Origin of the sequence: Paenibacillus sp., assembly GCF_035645195.1 — a bacterium.
Lineage (GTDB): Bacteria > Bacillota > Bacilli > Paenibacillales > YIM-B00363 > Paenibacillus_AE.
In genome coordinates, this window is record NZ_DASQNA010000025.1 from 298,928 (window position 1) to 314,271 (window position 15,344).

General features: G+C 57.3%; 13 protein-coding genes. 1 reads left to right on the plus strand and 12 read right to left on the minus strand.

The genetic code is table 11. The annotated features are described in order from the left end of the window. Nucleotides 1-88: 88 nt before the first annotated feature. The 4 genes from VE009_RS13855 to VE009_RS13870 are packed head-to-tail and all read right to left on the minus strand — an operon-like array spanning nt 89 to nt 4,830. Nucleotides 89-1,585 carry a glycerol kinase gene (locus VE009_RS13855; protein ID WP_325008539.1) on the minus strand — a complete coding sequence of 499 codons (1,497 nt, stop codon included), beginning with the start codon at nt 1,583-1,585 and terminating at the stop codon, nt 89-91. Further along, entirely contained in the window at nt 1,585-2,532 is a 948-nt protein-coding gene (locus tag VE009_RS13860; protein WP_325008540.1) for a transketolase family protein, read from the minus strand. The genes VE009_RS13855 and VE009_RS13860 overlap by 1 nt, the downstream gene beginning before the upstream one ends. A 2-nt stretch (nt 2,533-2,534) precedes the next feature. After that, nucleotides 2,535-3,380 (minus strand): transketolase, encoded by an 846-nt coding sequence (locus VE009_RS13865; RefSeq protein ID WP_325008542.1) that lies wholly within the window; start codon nt 3,378-3,380, stop codon nt 2,535-2,537. 16 nt (nt 3,381-3,396) lie between these two features. Next, nucleotides 3,397-4,830 (minus strand): L-fucose/L-arabinose isomerase family protein, encoded by a 1,434-nt coding sequence (locus VE009_RS13870; RefSeq protein WP_325008544.1) that lies wholly within the window; start codon nt 4,828-4,830, stop codon nt 3,397-3,399. A 265-nt stretch (nt 4,831-5,095) separates the two neighbouring features. Here VE009_RS13870 and VE009_RS13875 point away from each other — a divergent pair, with 265 nt between their 5' ends. Then, nucleotides 5,096-6,157 (plus strand): LacI family DNA-binding transcriptional regulator, encoded by a 1,062-nt coding sequence (locus VE009_RS13875; RefSeq protein WP_325008546.1) that lies wholly within the window; start codon nt 5,096-5,098, stop codon nt 6,155-6,157. Nucleotides 6,158-6,220: 63 nt separating this feature from the next. Here the strand turns inward: VE009_RS13875 and VE009_RS13880 are convergent, their stop codons facing one another. The 8 genes from VE009_RS13880 to VE009_RS13915 all read right to left on the minus strand — a co-directional run bounded on the left by VE009_RS13880 (nt 6,221) and on the right by VE009_RS13915 (nt 15,105). Further along, a complete protein-coding gene (locus VE009_RS13880) occupies nt 6,221-7,282 on the minus strand; it encodes an ABC transporter permease (protein ID WP_325008548.1) in 1,062 nt (353 codons plus the stop codon). Between the two features lies 1 nt (nt 7,283). Beyond that, a complete protein-coding gene (locus tag VE009_RS13885) occupies nt 7,284-8,840 on the minus strand; it encodes a sugar ABC transporter ATP-binding protein (RefSeq protein ID WP_325008550.1) in 1,557 nt (518 codons plus the stop codon). A 1-nt stretch (nt 8,841) separates the two neighbouring features. Continuing rightward, complete coding sequence (locus tag VE009_RS13890; RefSeq protein WP_325008552.1) at nt 8,842-9,486, minus strand: DUF2291 domain-containing protein; 645 nt, start codon at nt 9,484-9,486, stop codon at nt 8,842-8,844. A gap of 116 nt (nt 9,487-9,602) precedes the next feature. Beyond that, entirely contained in the window at nt 9,603-10,637 is a 1,035-nt protein-coding gene (locus tag VE009_RS13895; protein WP_325008553.1) for a D-ribose ABC transporter substrate-binding protein, read from the minus strand. A gap of 628 nt (nt 10,638-11,265) precedes the next feature. Continuing rightward, nucleotides 11,266-11,577 (minus strand): hypothetical protein, encoded by a 312-nt coding sequence (locus VE009_RS13900; protein ID WP_325008555.1) that lies wholly within the window; start codon nt 11,575-11,577, stop codon nt 11,266-11,268. Nucleotides 11,578-11,848: 271 nt separating this feature from the next. After that, complete coding sequence (locus VE009_RS13905) at nt 11,849-12,151, minus strand: hypothetical protein (protein WP_325008557.1); 303 nt, start codon at nt 12,149-12,151, stop codon at nt 11,849-11,851. 132 nt (nt 12,152-12,283) lie between these two features. After that, nucleotides 12,284-13,675 (minus strand): CorA family divalent cation transporter, encoded by a 1,392-nt coding sequence (locus tag VE009_RS13910; protein WP_325008558.1) that lies wholly within the window; start codon nt 13,673-13,675, stop codon nt 12,284-12,286. Then, nucleotides 13,672-15,105, minus strand: a complete 1,434-nt coding sequence (locus tag VE009_RS13915) for a class I SAM-dependent methyltransferase (RefSeq protein WP_325008560.1) — start codon at nt 15,103-15,105, stop codon at nt 13,672-13,674. The genes VE009_RS13910 and VE009_RS13915 overlap by 4 nt, the downstream gene beginning before the upstream one ends. Nucleotides 15,106-15,344: the final 239 nt, after the last annotated feature.

Consider the following 15,344-nt stretch of genomic DNA (forward strand, 5'->3'; position numbering starts at 1 on the left):
CACTGTATTAGAGCTTCCGTCCATTGCTGCGTAGGGACAAAAACAGCCGACCGAACGAGCGTCCGGCCGGCTCCGAAGCTTGCTTGTATTACAACACGGTAGCGACCGCGCTCTTCCAACCTTCGTACAACGCCTCCCGCGCTTCAGGAGCGAGGGCGGGCGCGTATTCAACATACTGCTTGCCCGAGGCGGCCGACGGAATTTCTTCGGGAGCTCGCCAGAAGCCGGTGCCGAGCCCCCCCATATAGACAGCGCCGAGCGCCGACAATTCCGCTACGTTGGACTTCAGCACGCGCCGGTCCAGCATATCGGATTGGAACTGCATCAATACCGCGTTGTCGCTCGCGCCGCCGTCGGCGCGCAGCTCGACGAGCGCGACGCCCGACTCCCGATACAGCAGTTCCACCGCGTCTCGCACTTGATATGCAATCGACTCGATCGCCGCGCGGACGATCTGCGCCCGGCCGCTGCCCCGGCTCAAACCGACGATCGACGCGCGCGCGTCCGGCGCCCAGTACGGCGCCCCGAGTCCGACGAACGCCGGTACCAAGTAGACGCCTTCATTATGCTCGCCCGCTTCCTGCAGCAGCGCGTCCAGTTCCTCGTACGTCCGAAACAACCCCAACTGGTCCCGCACCCATTTGACGCTGTCCCCGGACGTGCGGATGACCGCTTCGAGCGCATACGTCGCTTTCCCCTCGCGTCCCCAAGCGATCGCGTTGACGAGCCCTTGGACGCCCGGGACCGGCCGGTCGCCGACGTTCATGAGCACCGACGTGCCGGTGCCGTACGTCGCCTTCGCCATGCCGGGAGCAAGGCACAGATGGCCGAACAGCGCCGCCTGCGAGTCGCCGATGACGCCGGCGATCGGCACGGGCACGTCGAACAGGTCGGGATCAAGCGCATAGCCGAACAGCGCGTCCGAACATTCGACGTTCGGCAGCAGCTTTCTCGGTACCCGGAACAGCTCGCACATCGTGTCGTCCCACTGAAGCGTATGGATGTTGAAGAGCGACGTCCGGCTGGCGTTCGTGTAGTCGGTCGCGTGCGTCGCGCCGCCGGTCAGCTTCCAGATCAGCCAGCTGTCGACCGTGCCGGCGAGCAGCTCGCCGCGCTCCGCCCGTTCCCTCGCGCCTTCCGTATGGTCGAGCATCCAGCTCCATTTCGTCGCCGAGAAATACGGATCGATCATCAGTCCGGTCGCCGCGCGCACCGCATCTTCGTGCCCTGCAGCGACCAGAGCGGCGCAGTCGTCCGCCGTCCGCTGGCACTGCCACACGATCGCTCGCGTGACGGGAAGTCCGGTCGTTCGGTCCCACAGCACGGCGGTTTCGCGCTGATTCGTGATGGCGAGCGCCGCCAATTGGTCGGGACGAACGCCGGCGGCGCGCATCGTTTCGCGGATCGTCCGCTTCACGCTGTCGTAAATTTCGACCGGGTCATGCTCGACCCAACCGGGCTGCGGGTAATATTGCTTATGCTCCGCAGCGCTCTTCGCCACGATCGCTCCGCTTCGATCGACGAGCAGCGCCTTCGTGCCCGACGTGCTCTGGTCGACCGCAAGCATGAATTCGCGCCCGCCCATCAGACCACCTTGGCGTTCGTCATCGCCAGCGCCGTTCGCGCGACGTTGTCCGCGGTAAGGCCGTAGTGGCGGAACACTTCCGCCGTTTTCCCCGCGATCGCCGGTTCGTCCGGAATGCCGAGGATGCGCATCGGCACCGGGCAGTGCTGCACGACGACTTCCGCCACCGCCGCGCCGAGTCCGCCGTAAACGCTATGTTCCTCCAGCGTAATGATGCGCCCCGTTTCCCGCGCGGCTTTCAGAATCGCTTCTTCGTCGAGCGGCTTGATCGTATGCATGTTGAGCACACGGCACGACACGCCCGAGTGCGCAAGCAGCGCGTGCGCGTCGAGCGCTACCCGCACCGTCTCGCCCGCGGCGATGATCGTGACGTCGCCGCCTTCGCGCATCGTGACCGCTTTGCCGATTTCGAACTCGTACTCGTCGTTCTCGTACACGTCTTCGACCGGGTTCCGTCCGATTCTCACATAGACGCCGCCCTCGTGCTTTACGAGCGCTTCGGTCATCCGCTTCGTCTCGTGGCGATCGGCGGGCAGGACGACGGCGAGGCCCGGAATGGCGCGGGCGACGGCGATATCCTGCACCGAATGATGCGACATGCCGAGCGCGCCGTAGCTGACGCCGCCGCTGATGCCGATCAGCTTCACGTTCGTGGCCGAATAGGCGACGTCCACCTTAATCTGCTCGATGCTGCGCATGCTGAGGAAACAAGCCGGCGACGTGACGAACGGCTTCTTCCCGCTGTGCGCGAGGCCGGCCGCGATGCCGACGATGTTTTGCTCCGCGATGCCCACTTCCACGAATTGCTCCGGGTACGTTTCCGCGAACGGCCCCATCGCCGCCGAGCCGCGCGAATCGCTCGCGAGCACCATAATGTCGCGGTCTTCCTTCGCGAGCTCCAATAACGTATCGCAAATCACTTTCCGATTCGGAATCGTATTCGCCACGGTTACCGCACCTGCCCTTCCGACATCAATTGCGCTTCCTGCGCGTCGAGCTCCGCGAGCGCCTTCGAGAGGTCGTCGTCGCTCGGCACATGATGATGCCATTTCGCCGAATTTTCCATGAACGAGATGCCTTTGCCTTTAACGGTATTCGCCATAATGAGCGTCGGCTTGCCTTTCGCTTCCGGCGTCGCCTCGAACGCGCGGACGAGTGCGTCCATGTCGTTCCCGTCGATCGACACGACGTGCCAGCCGAACGCGGCCCATTTGTCCTCCAGCGGCTCGAGCCCCATCACTTCCTCGGTCGTGCCGCTGATTTGCAGCCGGTTCCGATCGACGATGCCGATCAAATTATCGAGCTTGTAATGCGCGCCGGCCATCGCCGCCTCCCAGACGGAGCCTTCCGCCTGCTCGCCGTCGCCCATCAAGCAATACACGCGGTACGGCTTGCCGTCCCGCTTCGCCGCGAGCGCCATCCCCACGGAGATGGCGAGCCCGTGCCCGAGCGCTCCCGTATTCATCTCGATCCCAGGCACTTTGTTGTTCGGATGCCCGATGAGCCGCGTTCCGAATTCGCTGTATGTCAGCAGTTCTTCTTTCGGGAAAAACCCTTTATCGGCCAAAATGCACCAGAGCGACTCGACGGAGTGCCCTTTGCTCGCGATAAATCGGTCGCGGTTCTCGGCCTTCGGATTCAGCGGATCGATATTCATAATTTTGTAGTATAACGCCGTTAAAATGTCCGTGTTGCTGAGCGAACCGCCCGTGTGTCCCGTTTTCGCCCGGTGAATCATCTTGAGCAGCTCTTTCCGCGTCTGGATCGCTTTCCGCTTTAATTCCGTATTCGCCATGGTCTCTCCCCTCTCCTTATAACCCGGCGCCGCGGAGCCACGCTTGAATTTCCTGCTCGGTCGGATCGACCGGATCCGGCTTCAAGCCTGGAATGTAATTGCAAGCTTCGTATAGCGCCGGAATCGCGTTGGCATGGATGCCGACGGAGTGATGCACGTACGGCCCTTTGACCAGCTTCTCTTCCCACAGCGGCCAATCGTTCACCTCGACCCACACGTACGATCCGCGCGTGTACGGTCCTTGAATGCCGCGCGCTTTGCCGAGGAACAGCTGGTATTCGCCGTGATCGCCGTCGAAGCGCGCGAGCGTCATGTCGCCGCCCTTGATTTCGCCTTCGTGCGTGCCCGGCGCGTGGGAGTCGAACAAGAAGTGCTTTCTCAGCTTCGGTTTGTTCTCGACCGACAACGACACCGGGAAGTTGCCGCAATGGAACAGCAGCTCTCCGTTCGGGTTTTCCGGATGGCGGATCGTCAGGTCGGCGAAGAACGTCGGCGCTTGGTTCATCGTCGCGGCCTGCACCATGACGGAGGTGATCGCGCCGTGGATGTCCGTCTCGCAAGTGACCGGAATTTGCTCGTCCGTCAAAATCGCGTTCGCGAGGCAAGGCATAATGCCCATCGCGTCTTGGAGCGATGACCAGCATTGGATCGCGATCGCCGTGCTGCCCGTCTTGACGGCGTATTGCTTCATCGCGACTTTGAGCGAAGCGATCCGCCTTACGTCTTCTTCCGTCACCTCGGACCAATCGAGCTTTTCCTTGATGTAGTCGATGGCGGCCGTCAGCTCCGAGCTGTTCCCTTTCTCGATCTGCTTCGACGCTCTTTGGATGTCCACAAGCGTAATCGGATGAATTTCGATGCCGAACCTCTCGAGCAATTCGCCTTCGTTGCATATCATCGTCCAGAAGGAAGCCGGCCGAGGGCCGATCTGAAGGATGCGAAGGTTCCGGAACTGGCGCACGACGTTCGCCGCCGCGGCGAAGTTGACGAACCCGCGCTCGAACACCGGATCGTTCACGCGGCTGTTCGGGATATACGTGAACGGAACGTTAAACCGGCGAAGCACTTTGCCCGTCGCGAACAAGCCGCATTGCGTGTCGCGCAGCCGCATGCCGTCCTCGAGCGGCGCTTCGTCCCGCGGTCCCCACAGCAGCACCGGTTTCCCGAGCGCTTTGCCGACCCGCGCGACCGTATCTTCCGTCCCGAAATTGCAGTGCGGGAAAAATACCGCGTCGACGCCTTCCTTCTTGAACCGGTCGGCGATTTGCTCGGCGTTGATGTGGTCGTCGTACAGCAGCCCTTCGGAATTCAATCCTTCCAAATCGACGATATCGATATCGAGGCCGAAACTATCGATTTTCTCGCGGATCATCACCTTGTACTTGTAAGCGTCTTCAGCGCTAAAAACGAATCTTCTCGTGGGTGCGTACCCGAGCTTTAATTTTTTCATGTGCTAAACCTCCATTAACTAAACTTTTTGATAAACAATGGCAACTTTGACTAAACTGTTTACTAGTTCTAATTACAGATTAACACCATAACTCTCAGCGGTCAACGTACTTTTAGCTCTATCTAGTTCTATTTTATGTTCCGTTTAACTGAAATATATCTAAACAGGGTCATTCCTTCTTGCATTTCTTTCACAATCGTTGTACGCTAAACTCACTAAACTAAACACAAACCTCTACTCTAAACGGGAAACGGAGTTTTTAAACTTGAAGCTGGAAGATATCGCAAAACTGGCCGGCGTATCCAAGTCCGCCGTATCGCTGGCCTTCAACGAAAAACCCGGTATCAGCGCGGAAACGAGGGAACGCATCCTTCAAATCGCGAAGGAATATGGGTATACGCCGAAGCCGCGCGCGACGGCGGCGGAACCAACAGCGGCCAAAGCGCTAACGTTCCTCGTCATTACGAATTCCGGCATCGTACTGGAGGAGTACTATCAGCAGCCCTTTTTCCGCGAGTTGATTCAGTACATCGAGGAACGGTGCCGGGCGCAAGGATATTCCATGATGTTTTCTTCGGTCGACATGGGGGCGTTCGAGCGGGACATCCGTATCGCCGCCAACGACGCCCGTACGGACGGCATCATCTTGCTCGGCACAAACCTATCGACCGAACATATATCGTTCATTGCCGAACAGATGGCGGACTTGGTCGTCCTTGATACGTGCTTCGACACGCTCCCGATCCATTTCATCGAAATCAATAACTTCATGGGGGCGTACCAAGCGGGCAAGCACCTATGCGACATCGGGCATCGCCAAATCGGCTACATCGCCTCGAACGTTCGAATTCACAACTTTGAAGAGCGTCGGCGCGGCTTTACAGCAGCCCTCCAGGAGCAGGGGCTCAAAATCGCTGATGCCCACGTCTTTTCCGTCGCGCCGACCATTCTTTCCTCCCAAGAGTCGCTTCGCAAGCAGTTGGAGCAATTTTTGCATACTGGGGAAACGATGCCGACGGCCTTCTTCTGCGAGTGCGACTATATCGCCATCAGCGCGATGAAAACGCTCGCCGAGCTCGGCTTCCGCATTCCCGAGGACGTTTCAGTCGTTGGCTTCGACAACATCAACGAGTCTGTTATCGTCTCGCCTGAGTTGACGACGGTGCACGTTGAGAAAGAACGCATGGCGCATTGGGCGGTCGACCTGCTCGTCGGATCGATCGAGGGCGGAAGAGACGTTAAAATGAAAATGAAGGTCGACACGCGTATGATCGTGCGCACCTCCTCCGCTGTTCCTCAATCGGCCGGCGCTTCCGTGGAAACGTAATCGCGACAGTATGAATCAAAAAGTCCGAGCGCATCGCGCCGGACTTTTTTGATTTTCCTTGCTTTAACTTTTGCTGCGGCTTTCCATCGCCAGCTTATGCTGGAGGTTGCGCTGAAATTGGTCGACAACAACGGCGAGCACAATGACGAGGCCAGTAATGACCATCTGCCAAAACTCGGAAACACCCATCATGACCATCCCGTCGCTCAGCACCCCGATGACGAACGCGCCTAAAATCGTGCCTCCGATCGACCCGCGCCCCCCTGCCAACGACGTACCGCCAAGCACCGCCGCCGCTATGGCGTTCAGTTCCCACGTTTCGCCCGTCGCCGGATGCGACGCCACGAGCTGGGAAGAAACGATCAGACCGACGACGGCGGCGCAAAATCCCGAAATCATGTAAACGGCCATTTTCGTCCGCACGACGCGGATGCCGGACAGCTCCGCCGCCCGCTCGTTGCCGCCGACCGCGAAAATATGCCAGCCGAACGGCGTCTTCTTGAATATGTACGCCGCGACAAGGCCGATGGCGATCATAATCCAGATCGAATACGGCACCGCCAAAAAGCTGCCCGCTCCGAGCGCCGGAAAGCCCGTGTTGCCGAGCTCCTCTTTCCCGACCAGGTTCGGGAACGTCGCCCCGCCCGAGCGAAGCATGGAGAAGCCGCGCGCGACGTACAGCACGCCCAGCGTCGCAATGAACGGCGCGACGTTGAACCGGGTGACGAGCAGCCCGTTCACCCCTCCGATCAATATGCCGCATAGGAGCGTGATCAGGATGACGATCGGCACGCTGAAAAACACGCTGACGCCGAACATCGGCAAGACGAGACCTTCATAGATGAGCCCGCCGGCGATCATGCCGGTGAGTCCGACGATGGAACCGACGGATAAGTCGATTCCGCCGCTGACGACGACGAACGTCATCCCGATACCCAAAATGGCATACAACGCCACGTGCTTGGCGATTAAAATCAAGCTTTGCGCGGACAAGAAGTTCGGAGCTAATGCGCTGAACGTAATCAGCAATACAATCAACGCAATAAATGTGCGCGCCTTCAGCAGCAGCAGCCCGATTTGCGCGCCTTGACCTGCGCCGGATGTTCCTTTCATCTGTTGCAGCATGTTACACGGACTCCTTTACTCGAGGTTTCGGGCGGAACCCGCCGTAGGACGCGTTCACCAACGCCTCTTCCGTAATTTGCTCCCCGGCGAATTCGCCGGTAATTTTGCCGTTCGACATGACCAAAATGCGGTCCGAAATCGCCATTATTTCTTTCAACTCGGACGCGACCAGCAAAATGCTGAGCCCCTCCTCCGCGAACTGCCGCGCAATTTTGTACACGTCCGCCTTAGCGCCAACGTCGATGCCGCGCGACGGCTCGTCGAGCAGTAAAATGTTTGGAGACGTCAGCATTCCCTTGCCGATGACGACCTTCTGCTGATTGCCTCCGCTCAGCGACAAAATCGGCAGCTTCCGGTCGGCGACTTTAATGTACAAATCTTTGATCATTCTCGTAATGCTCTCGTTTTCATCCTTCTCCGAAATGTGGAACAGCTTCGTATAGTTGGACAGGCTGGAGAGCGTCATATTTTTCGCAATCGAAAGCGCCTGCACAAGCCCTTCCCGCTGCCGGTCCTCCGGCACGAGGGCGAAGCCCCTCTGGATTTGCTTCCAGACGGATTCGGGCTTAATTTTCTTGTCGTTCAAATACAGCTCGCCGCGCACTTCCGGCCGCAGCCCCATGATCGACTCGAGCAGCTCCGTCCGGCCGGCGCCGAGCAAGCCGTAAATGCCCAAAATTTCTCCGCGGCGAAGCTGGAACGATACGTCCTCCAAATAATAACCGCCCCCAGCGCGGGGCAGCGTAAACGATTCCACCCGCAACACTACTTCGCCTGGAGGCTTCGTGCTCCGCGTTATGGCCGCCGTCTGGCTATGACCGACCATGCTGCTGACGATCCAAGGGATATCGATGCCGCTTACCCGCTCCTCCGCCACGAGCTTCCCGTCCCGGAGGACGGTAATGTAGTCGCCGATGCGCATAATTTCTTCGAGCCGGTGCGAAATGTAAATGATCGAAATGCCCTGTTTCGTCAAATCTTCGATGAGGCGGAACAGCACCTCGACCTCCGCGCTGCTGAGCGACGACGTCGGTTCGTCCATGATGAGCACGTGCAGATCCTGCTGCGCCATCGTTTTCGCGATTTCCACGATTTGCTGCTGGCCGACCTTCAGCTCCTGCACGAGCGTGTTCGGATCCATCGGATGCTCGAGCCGCTCCAATATTTGTTTCGTTCGTTCTATATGCTTCTGCTCGTCGATGGCGGCGCCGAACAGCTTCGTTTCTTCCCTCGCCATAAAAATGTTTTGCGCGATCGTCAAGTTCGGAAACAAATTGAGCTCTTGATGAATGATGCCGATGCCCTTAGCGGACGCTTCGCGCGTGTTTTTCAAATGGATCTGCTCGCCATTCAAATAAATGGAGCCCTCGGTCGGTTGTTCGATTCCGGCCATAATCTTCATCAGCGTCGATTTCCCGGCTCCGTTTTCGCCGATCAGCACGTTGACCTTACCTTTGTAGACATTGAAATCTACCTTATCAAGCGCTAGGGTCCCCGGGTACACCTTCGACACCTGTCGCGCCTGCATGCAAATTTCGTCTTTGGCGGGTGCGCCCATGTCAGCCCCCTCCTTCGACGAGTTCAAGCTTTACCGGCGTGATAACGATGTTGCTTCCCGCCGTGAACGCGCCCGTGAACCGCACTTGTTGCTCCGCCAGCGACACCGGGTCCAGCCCGGCCAGCGCCTGTTCGTTCGCGCGCTTGTTCAGCGCGTTCGCGAGCTGCGCGTACTGAATTTGGTTTTTAAATTGGTCGAACTTCACGAAATCGAGCGAATCCCGAATCGACGTCCCTTTAATGACAGGTCCGATCTGGACCGTCGCATCCTTCGCGCCGTCGAACGGCGCCAGGTCGATGTCCAACGTGCCTGCCCTCGACTCGGTGTTAACAGCGAGCACTCGTGCCTCGCCCTTGACGATGAAATTCCATGGGGCGCCGTCCGCTCCGCTCCGTACGCCGTACGTTTCGCCGGCTTGCTCCGGATCTTTGGCGAGTGCGGACAGCACCTCGGCGATATCGTCCGCATTCTCGTTAAAATAGGCGTTCGTTCTCTCCCATTCCGCGCTAACGAACCCTTCGGCGTCGAAGCTTTCGTCAAACATGCCGCCCCCGGACGTCGTCGCCGCCGGGGAGTCGAGGCTTACGACCGTGCACGCCGGCAGGAGCAGCAACGATGCGGTCAGCAACGCAGTATGGGCCGCCATCCGTATTTTTCTGGGGCCTGTACGTTTCAAAGCGATTCCCCCACCCTTCTTCATGCTTCAAAGGTTTGCAAGGATGGCCCGGTAAAGCAGCCATCCCCGCAATTCCGCCAATTTAATTATTGTTTCAATGCGAACGTTTCCAACTGGTCGGCGTTTTCCGGCGTAATAAGTACGCAATCGATCAACTGCTTTTCTTCTTTGCCCGTCGAACCCGTTTTCAAATATTGATCCGCTTGCTCGACCGCCATTTGGGCGATGTCGTAAGCCGGCTGGAGCACCGTCGCTTTAATTTCGCCGGCTTTGATCGAGTCGCGCACGTCGTTGCTGCCGTCGAAGCCGACGACGATGACGTCCGTCATGCCCGCAGCCTTCAGCGCAGCCATCGCGCCCATCGCCATCGTGTCGTTGCCGGCGATAACTCCCTGAATATCCTTGTTCGCTTGGATAATGGATTCCATTTTGGAGAACGCTTCCGTTTGGCTCCAGTTTGCGCTTTGCTGCGCAACCATCTTCATGTCCGGATATTGGTCGATGACGTCGTGGTACCCTTTGGAGCGGATGCCCGCGTTCGTATCGGATTCTTTGCCGAGCAGCTCTACGTAGTTGCCCTTCTCACCCATCAAGCGGACGAACTCTTCCGCGCCGAGCTGCGCGCCTTGATAGTTGTTGGAGACGATTTGCGAAACGGCAAGGCCGGTTTCGTTAATTTCGCGGTCGATCAGGAACGAAGGAATGCCCGCGTCTTTCGCCTTCTTCACCGCCGCCACCGTAGCGTCCGCGCCGGCGTTGTCGAGGATGATCGCCGCCGCGTTCCGCGCGATCGCCGTATCGAACAACTCGTTTTGCTTATTCGGGTCGTCGTCGTGCACGAGCACGAGCGTTTCGTAACCGAGCTCTTTCGCTTTTGCCTCGGCGCCATCCGCTTCCGATTTAAAGAACGGATTGTCATGAGAAGGGGTTATAATGACGATCAGGTTCGACTTCGGCTTCGCCGCAGCCGGCTCCGCTTGCTGCTCCGTCTTTGCCGGCTCTGCCGTCGTCTCCGTCTTCGCGGGCTCCGACGGCGCCGCCCCGCCGCCGCCGCTATCGGCCGACGAGCATCCTGCGACCGCGAACATAGCCGCCAACATCAAGACAAACATTTTTTTCATTTTCCTTGCTCCCCTCGATTCATGGTTTGGAACTCGTTTAGTTTTCCCTATTGTAAGCGCATCCATTTTAGAGATTTGCACTAAACTTGATTTTGATAATATACAAAATTTAGGTTCCAGTCAACTAACTTTTTATATATATTTTATTTTATTTTTAGCAAAACGAACTAAAAAGGTCGTATTTAACAATATATTTTAACTATTATCTTACATTTTTAATAACACGAGACTCTATCCTCTAATAAACTAAATACTAAACTTCTGACACAATAGCTCATAAAATGCAATAAACTTTTCTATTCCCTTCTACGTAAGCAAACAAAAACCCAACCCCTTGTCGAACGAGGGTTGGGTTTTACTGCTTGATTTGTCGGATTAACCGTTTAATTTCCCGAAGTTCCTTCAACATTTTTCGGTACGTCAAATATCCGACGAACGATTTCACCGCGAAAAACAGAATGGCTCCGATGCCGACAAGAAGATAATTTCCTTTCACCCCATCGACAAAGTGATTGAAGCGGTCCATAGCGTCTCCAGATCATGGTATATTGGATGTACCATTATCATGTACGGTTGGGACGAGAATCATTCCCTTGCGCGCTCGTCGGACGAACTTTGCTTATTTCGTTTACTTCTTTTCCTGAATTAACCCTTCTCTTACGAACAATTCGTACACGACTTCCTGTTCGCTGGACTCCATGCACGACGACATGACGATGTTCAATTCTTTCTCTCCGATCGAATCTTGTTTATACTCCGCCATCCATTGCTTGAACTTGTCCAGCGCCCGCACCCTTGTTTCCGCCGCAATATAATCTTGGTGATCGGTCAGCGTTTTTTCGGCGAGCTGTTCCCATTGATCGTCAAGAAATTGGTGCAGCTTCTCGGGCGTCAAGTCCGCCGAATCGAGCAGACCGGAACGTTCTGCGCCTTTCAGCAAGCGCGCGATTTCCTTAGCGACTTCATTAGGGTCTTGCTGTATTCGGTTCGGTGCATGGTGGTTATCTTGTTTCCCGTTGCCGCTCAAGTCAATCGCTCCTTATATCGCTCAGTATTTGAACCTGCTTTTGCTAGCATAAACTTATTGAATTCGGGTTGCAAAGGGTCCGAAACTCCGGCTTGTTCCCTCTGCAACGGTTGGATATATTGGTGTTTCGTAGACGAAGCCGCACTGGCACGCTGAGGAAGGCGTATTTCGCGAGAGGAGCCCATCACGACTTAGACGTGCTCTCTATGCTCCGGGAAGAATGTCCCTCGTTATCCGGCGTTTTGGCCGCGGAAGGGCAGAATTCCTTAACATAGCTAAAGATGAGCTCCATAACGACGCGCTCGCGTTCCGTTTTTACGTAAAAACAATGTCTGCTCCAGTCAAGCAGTTGGATCGCCCCGCGAATTTCGCCGTTCGCAGCTTGTTCGGCGGCCGTTGCGACTTCCCGTTGCTCCGGAACCCGATGATGCCGGCGGTAAAACCCCACCGCTTTTGAAATGGCCTGATAATCAAACGTTTGTTCCATAAGTTCACCCACGCCATTATACCAAGAGGACGTTGCTCATTCCCCAGGAAATCTTCTCCTCGCCCCTCGTCGGGCGGCGACAATCGTCCTGCTCATGCCAAGAAGACCTCGGTCATCCGACCGAGGCCATAGTTACGCATCCGTCCCGGCGCGAAACCGCACACGAAACAGCAGATACGTGAGCGAGTAGGCGACAAGACTGACGACGAGGAATGGCCAGACGCTGCCGCTCGCCTTCTGAATGAGATCCAGCTCCATGCCGAACAGACCGCAAACGACCGTCAATGGCAGAAACAGCGCGGTAATCCACGTGATCTTACGATGGAACGCTTCCTCGCGCTCCCGCTTCGCCGCCTCCTCCTTCCGCTCGAGCGCCTGTTCCACGATCGCGGTCAGCGCCGCGAGCGCATGGAGCGACTCATTGATCTCCAGCATCAGCTCCTCGATGCGCAGCCGGCGGCGGATGAGCTCGTACACGTCGGAATGATGCGTGTTATACGTCACTTGATGATACGAAGACCGCAGCATAAAGCGGATGCAGCTCTGCTTCAGCGCGTCGATCGCATCGCTCTGGGCGCGCAGCGACCCCCTTGAGCCGCCGAGCTCCCCTTGCAAACCGGCGGCGAGCTTGGACAACCGAACCAACGCGTACTTCTGATGCAAAGCTAGGATGTACAGATACAAATACGTGCCCTTCAATTGATGAAAATACGCGCCTTCGAAAAACGCATCCGTCTCCGGGTCGCCGGTCCGCGTGACCACGTTCGCCATCCCTTCGAGCGAGACGCCGAAGCGGCTGTTCTCGAAGGGTCGTATGACGAATTCGTCCCGTTCTTCGCTCCTGTGAGCGCTCACGGGCTTATATGCCTCGCGGTAGGCGCGGCGGAGCCGAAACAAGACGTCGGCAGCAAACTCCTCCGCTCCTGCTTCCTTCGTATTTACATCAAGAAGCGCCCCGCTGAACACGATCGCTTCGGCCGGCGTCGAACCGTTTCCGTCGAAAAAGCGTCCCGCGAACGGTTCGACGGCCTCGCTGGCTGCGGCCGCGAAGCTGAACGACTGCATCTCGGCCTCCGTCTTCGACAACCGCCGTTCGTATCGAATCGTATTGCCGTAACCGGCGATTTTCTTGAGGGCGTACAGCCCTTCCGTAAAACTGCGCGCATCCGCGGCGCCGGAAAACTCGATGTGATGGACGAGGAAGCCTGTCCCGGTTTCAAACAAGTACAGCTCGACATTCGTAACGGCGAACGTCCATGTCCCCGCCTTGGAGTTGCACGTCAGCGTCGAACGGTGGTTGTTGGGGAGCCCGTATGCGTGCCTGCCGCGTTGGGTCATTTTCCACATTCTGCCGATCGTATGCGGTTCGGACGCGTGCGCGACGAGCGTACGGATATGCTCGAAGCAGCGGTCCGCCGCGGGCTCGGCTTTCTCGAACCGATCGGCGTTCACCGCCTCCGCAGCGTCCGGAAAGGGCATATCGTAATGAAACGGAATCACGAGCGCGGCGACGTGGGCCTTCAAGATTTCCTCGCGATCGCCGCGTAGATCGTCTCCTGGTAATAAAACGCGTCATTCATAAACTCTAACTCCAGCTCCTCCAGCGCATCCTTCATCCAGCGGTATTCCTCGATGTACGTCGGGTGATTCGGCTCCCGGTCCAGCCGTTTCTTAAAGTTATTGATTCGATACGAGAAGCTGCCGCGGAACAGTTGGAGCCGCGAGTCCAGCGATTTCCCGGCCGTATCCTTCACCTCGTATTTCATCTGCACGTCCCGAAAACCGGACTTCCATAGCTGCGTATATAGTTTCCGTCCGTTCTCGCGGTCGGAGGCGCCTTCCACCCGCGCCGTCATCGCGATGATCGAGGGGACGAGCCCCTGCTCGTCCGGATAAGCCAGCTTCGATCCGTCGTCGGAGCCGCGCAGCACCAATACGCCGCCGGGCTTTAACCAACGCCGAAGCTTGACCAGCGCCTTCACCGGATTGGCGAGATGATGAATCGTCAGCGCGGAGAAAATAAAGTCGAACGCTTCCCCGAGCCCTCGCTCGCGCAGCGTCTGCGCCAGCGCTTCGTCGAAGCCATCCTCCTCGATGTCCGCGGCGACGAAGGCGTAGGCCGCTCCGTCCCCCGCAGCGGCGGCTTCGGCGATCTTCGCTTCGTTCTTGTCGACGCCGACGACGCCCGAGAAGGCGGAGAACGCGTCGAACCGGTCGCGCGTCACTTCGCCCCCCGCGCACCCGACATCGAGCGCGACAAGGCCGTCCTTCCGTTCGAGCCGTTCCAGCGCCCGCTCGAACGCCGCTATATCGAGCGAACGGTAATTGTTGCCCTGTACGGCGAGCCTTGCCGCCTCGTTGGGATCGGTAGGCGCATAGGCGGACTGCCGAAGCTCTCGCTTGCGAATGACCGGAAGCTTCGGCGCCGAAGCTTCTTCCTTCTCCTGCGCGGCAGGCGTTTCCTGGCGGAACGATTGATGGATCGAATTGTCCAGCTCCGCGAAGCCGAGCACGGCGAGCATATTGCGCAAATATTCGAATACGACGTTCGCTTCCCCGCGCGAGCAAGTCGCCCCTTTGTGCGTAATCCGATTGCGCAGGTTCACGATTTCGTTGTAGTTTAACGTTTGAATAATACCGAGATCTCTTCCGGTATGCTTCGACCATTTGTCCATTAATCCGCATTCCCTGAACAAGCCTACGAGCTCGCCGAAACCGAAATCCTGCACGCCTTTCGTGCCTTTTCCGACTTTCCGTTCCGCTTCGAGGACGGCCTGGCGGTCCTGGAAGGGCAGTGCGACGAGGGCTTGCTGAAATATTTTGCGAAATACGATTTCGAACAACGTGCAGCATTCTTTCACTGCGACGTCGTAATCTCCCATATGAAGAACGCGTTGAATGAACCCTAGCTTGTCTTCCATCCTAGCAGTCGCGCGATCATCTTCCATAAGCATGCTGTTCCCTCCCGAACCCCCATGGTACCCGATTCTCCGTCAAAAAGGAACCCATGCCTCGCCGCCGGATTTGCCCCGGCGCCGTTCCCCCAAGAGGAAACGTACAGCCAGTTTCACGAATTTCCCAAGAGAGCAATTATATGAAAAAAATGCGCAGTTCGGTGTAATGAGTTTACGGGGGCGGATTGATATGATAGTAATCGCGCAATCGGAAATGAAACCGTTTCCAAGTTTGCGAT

Bases quoted from the DNA above. Each gene is read 5' to 3' on its own strand.
- VE009_RS13895 (WP_325008553.1), bottom strand. From the start codon at position 10,637: ATGAAAAAAATGTTTGTCTTGATGTTGGCGGCTATGTTCGCGGTCGCA.
- VE009_RS13865 (WP_325008542.1), bottom strand. From the start codon at position 3,380: ATGGCGAATACGGAATTAAAGCGGAAAGCGATCCAGACGCGGAAAGAG.
- VE009_RS13880 (WP_325008548.1), bottom strand. From the start codon at position 7,282: ATGCTGCAACAGATGAAAGGAACATCCGGCGCAGGTCAAGGCGCGCAA.
- VE009_RS13885 (WP_325008550.1), bottom strand. From the start codon at position 8,840: ATGGGCGCACCCGCCAAAGACGAAATTTGCATGCAGGCGCGACAGGTG.
- VE009_RS13890 (WP_325008552.1), bottom strand. From the start codon at position 9,486: ATGGCGGCCCATACTGCGTTGCTGACCGCATCGTTGCTGCTCCTGCCG.
- VE009_RS13915 (WP_325008560.1), bottom strand. From the start codon at position 15,105: ATGCTTATGGAAGATGATCGCGCGACTGCTAGGATGGAAGACAAGCTA.
- VE009_RS13870 (WP_325008544.1), bottom strand. From the start codon at position 4,830: ATGAAAAAATTAAAGCTCGGGTACGCACCCACGAGAAGATTCGTTTTT.
- VE009_RS13905 (WP_325008557.1), bottom strand. From the start codon at position 12,151: ATGGAACAAACGTTTGATTATCAGGCCATTTCAAAAGCGGTGGGGTTT.
- VE009_RS13855 (WP_325008539.1), bottom strand. From the start codon at position 1,585: ATGGGCGGGCGCGAATTCATGCTTGCGGTCGACCAGAGCACGTCGGGC.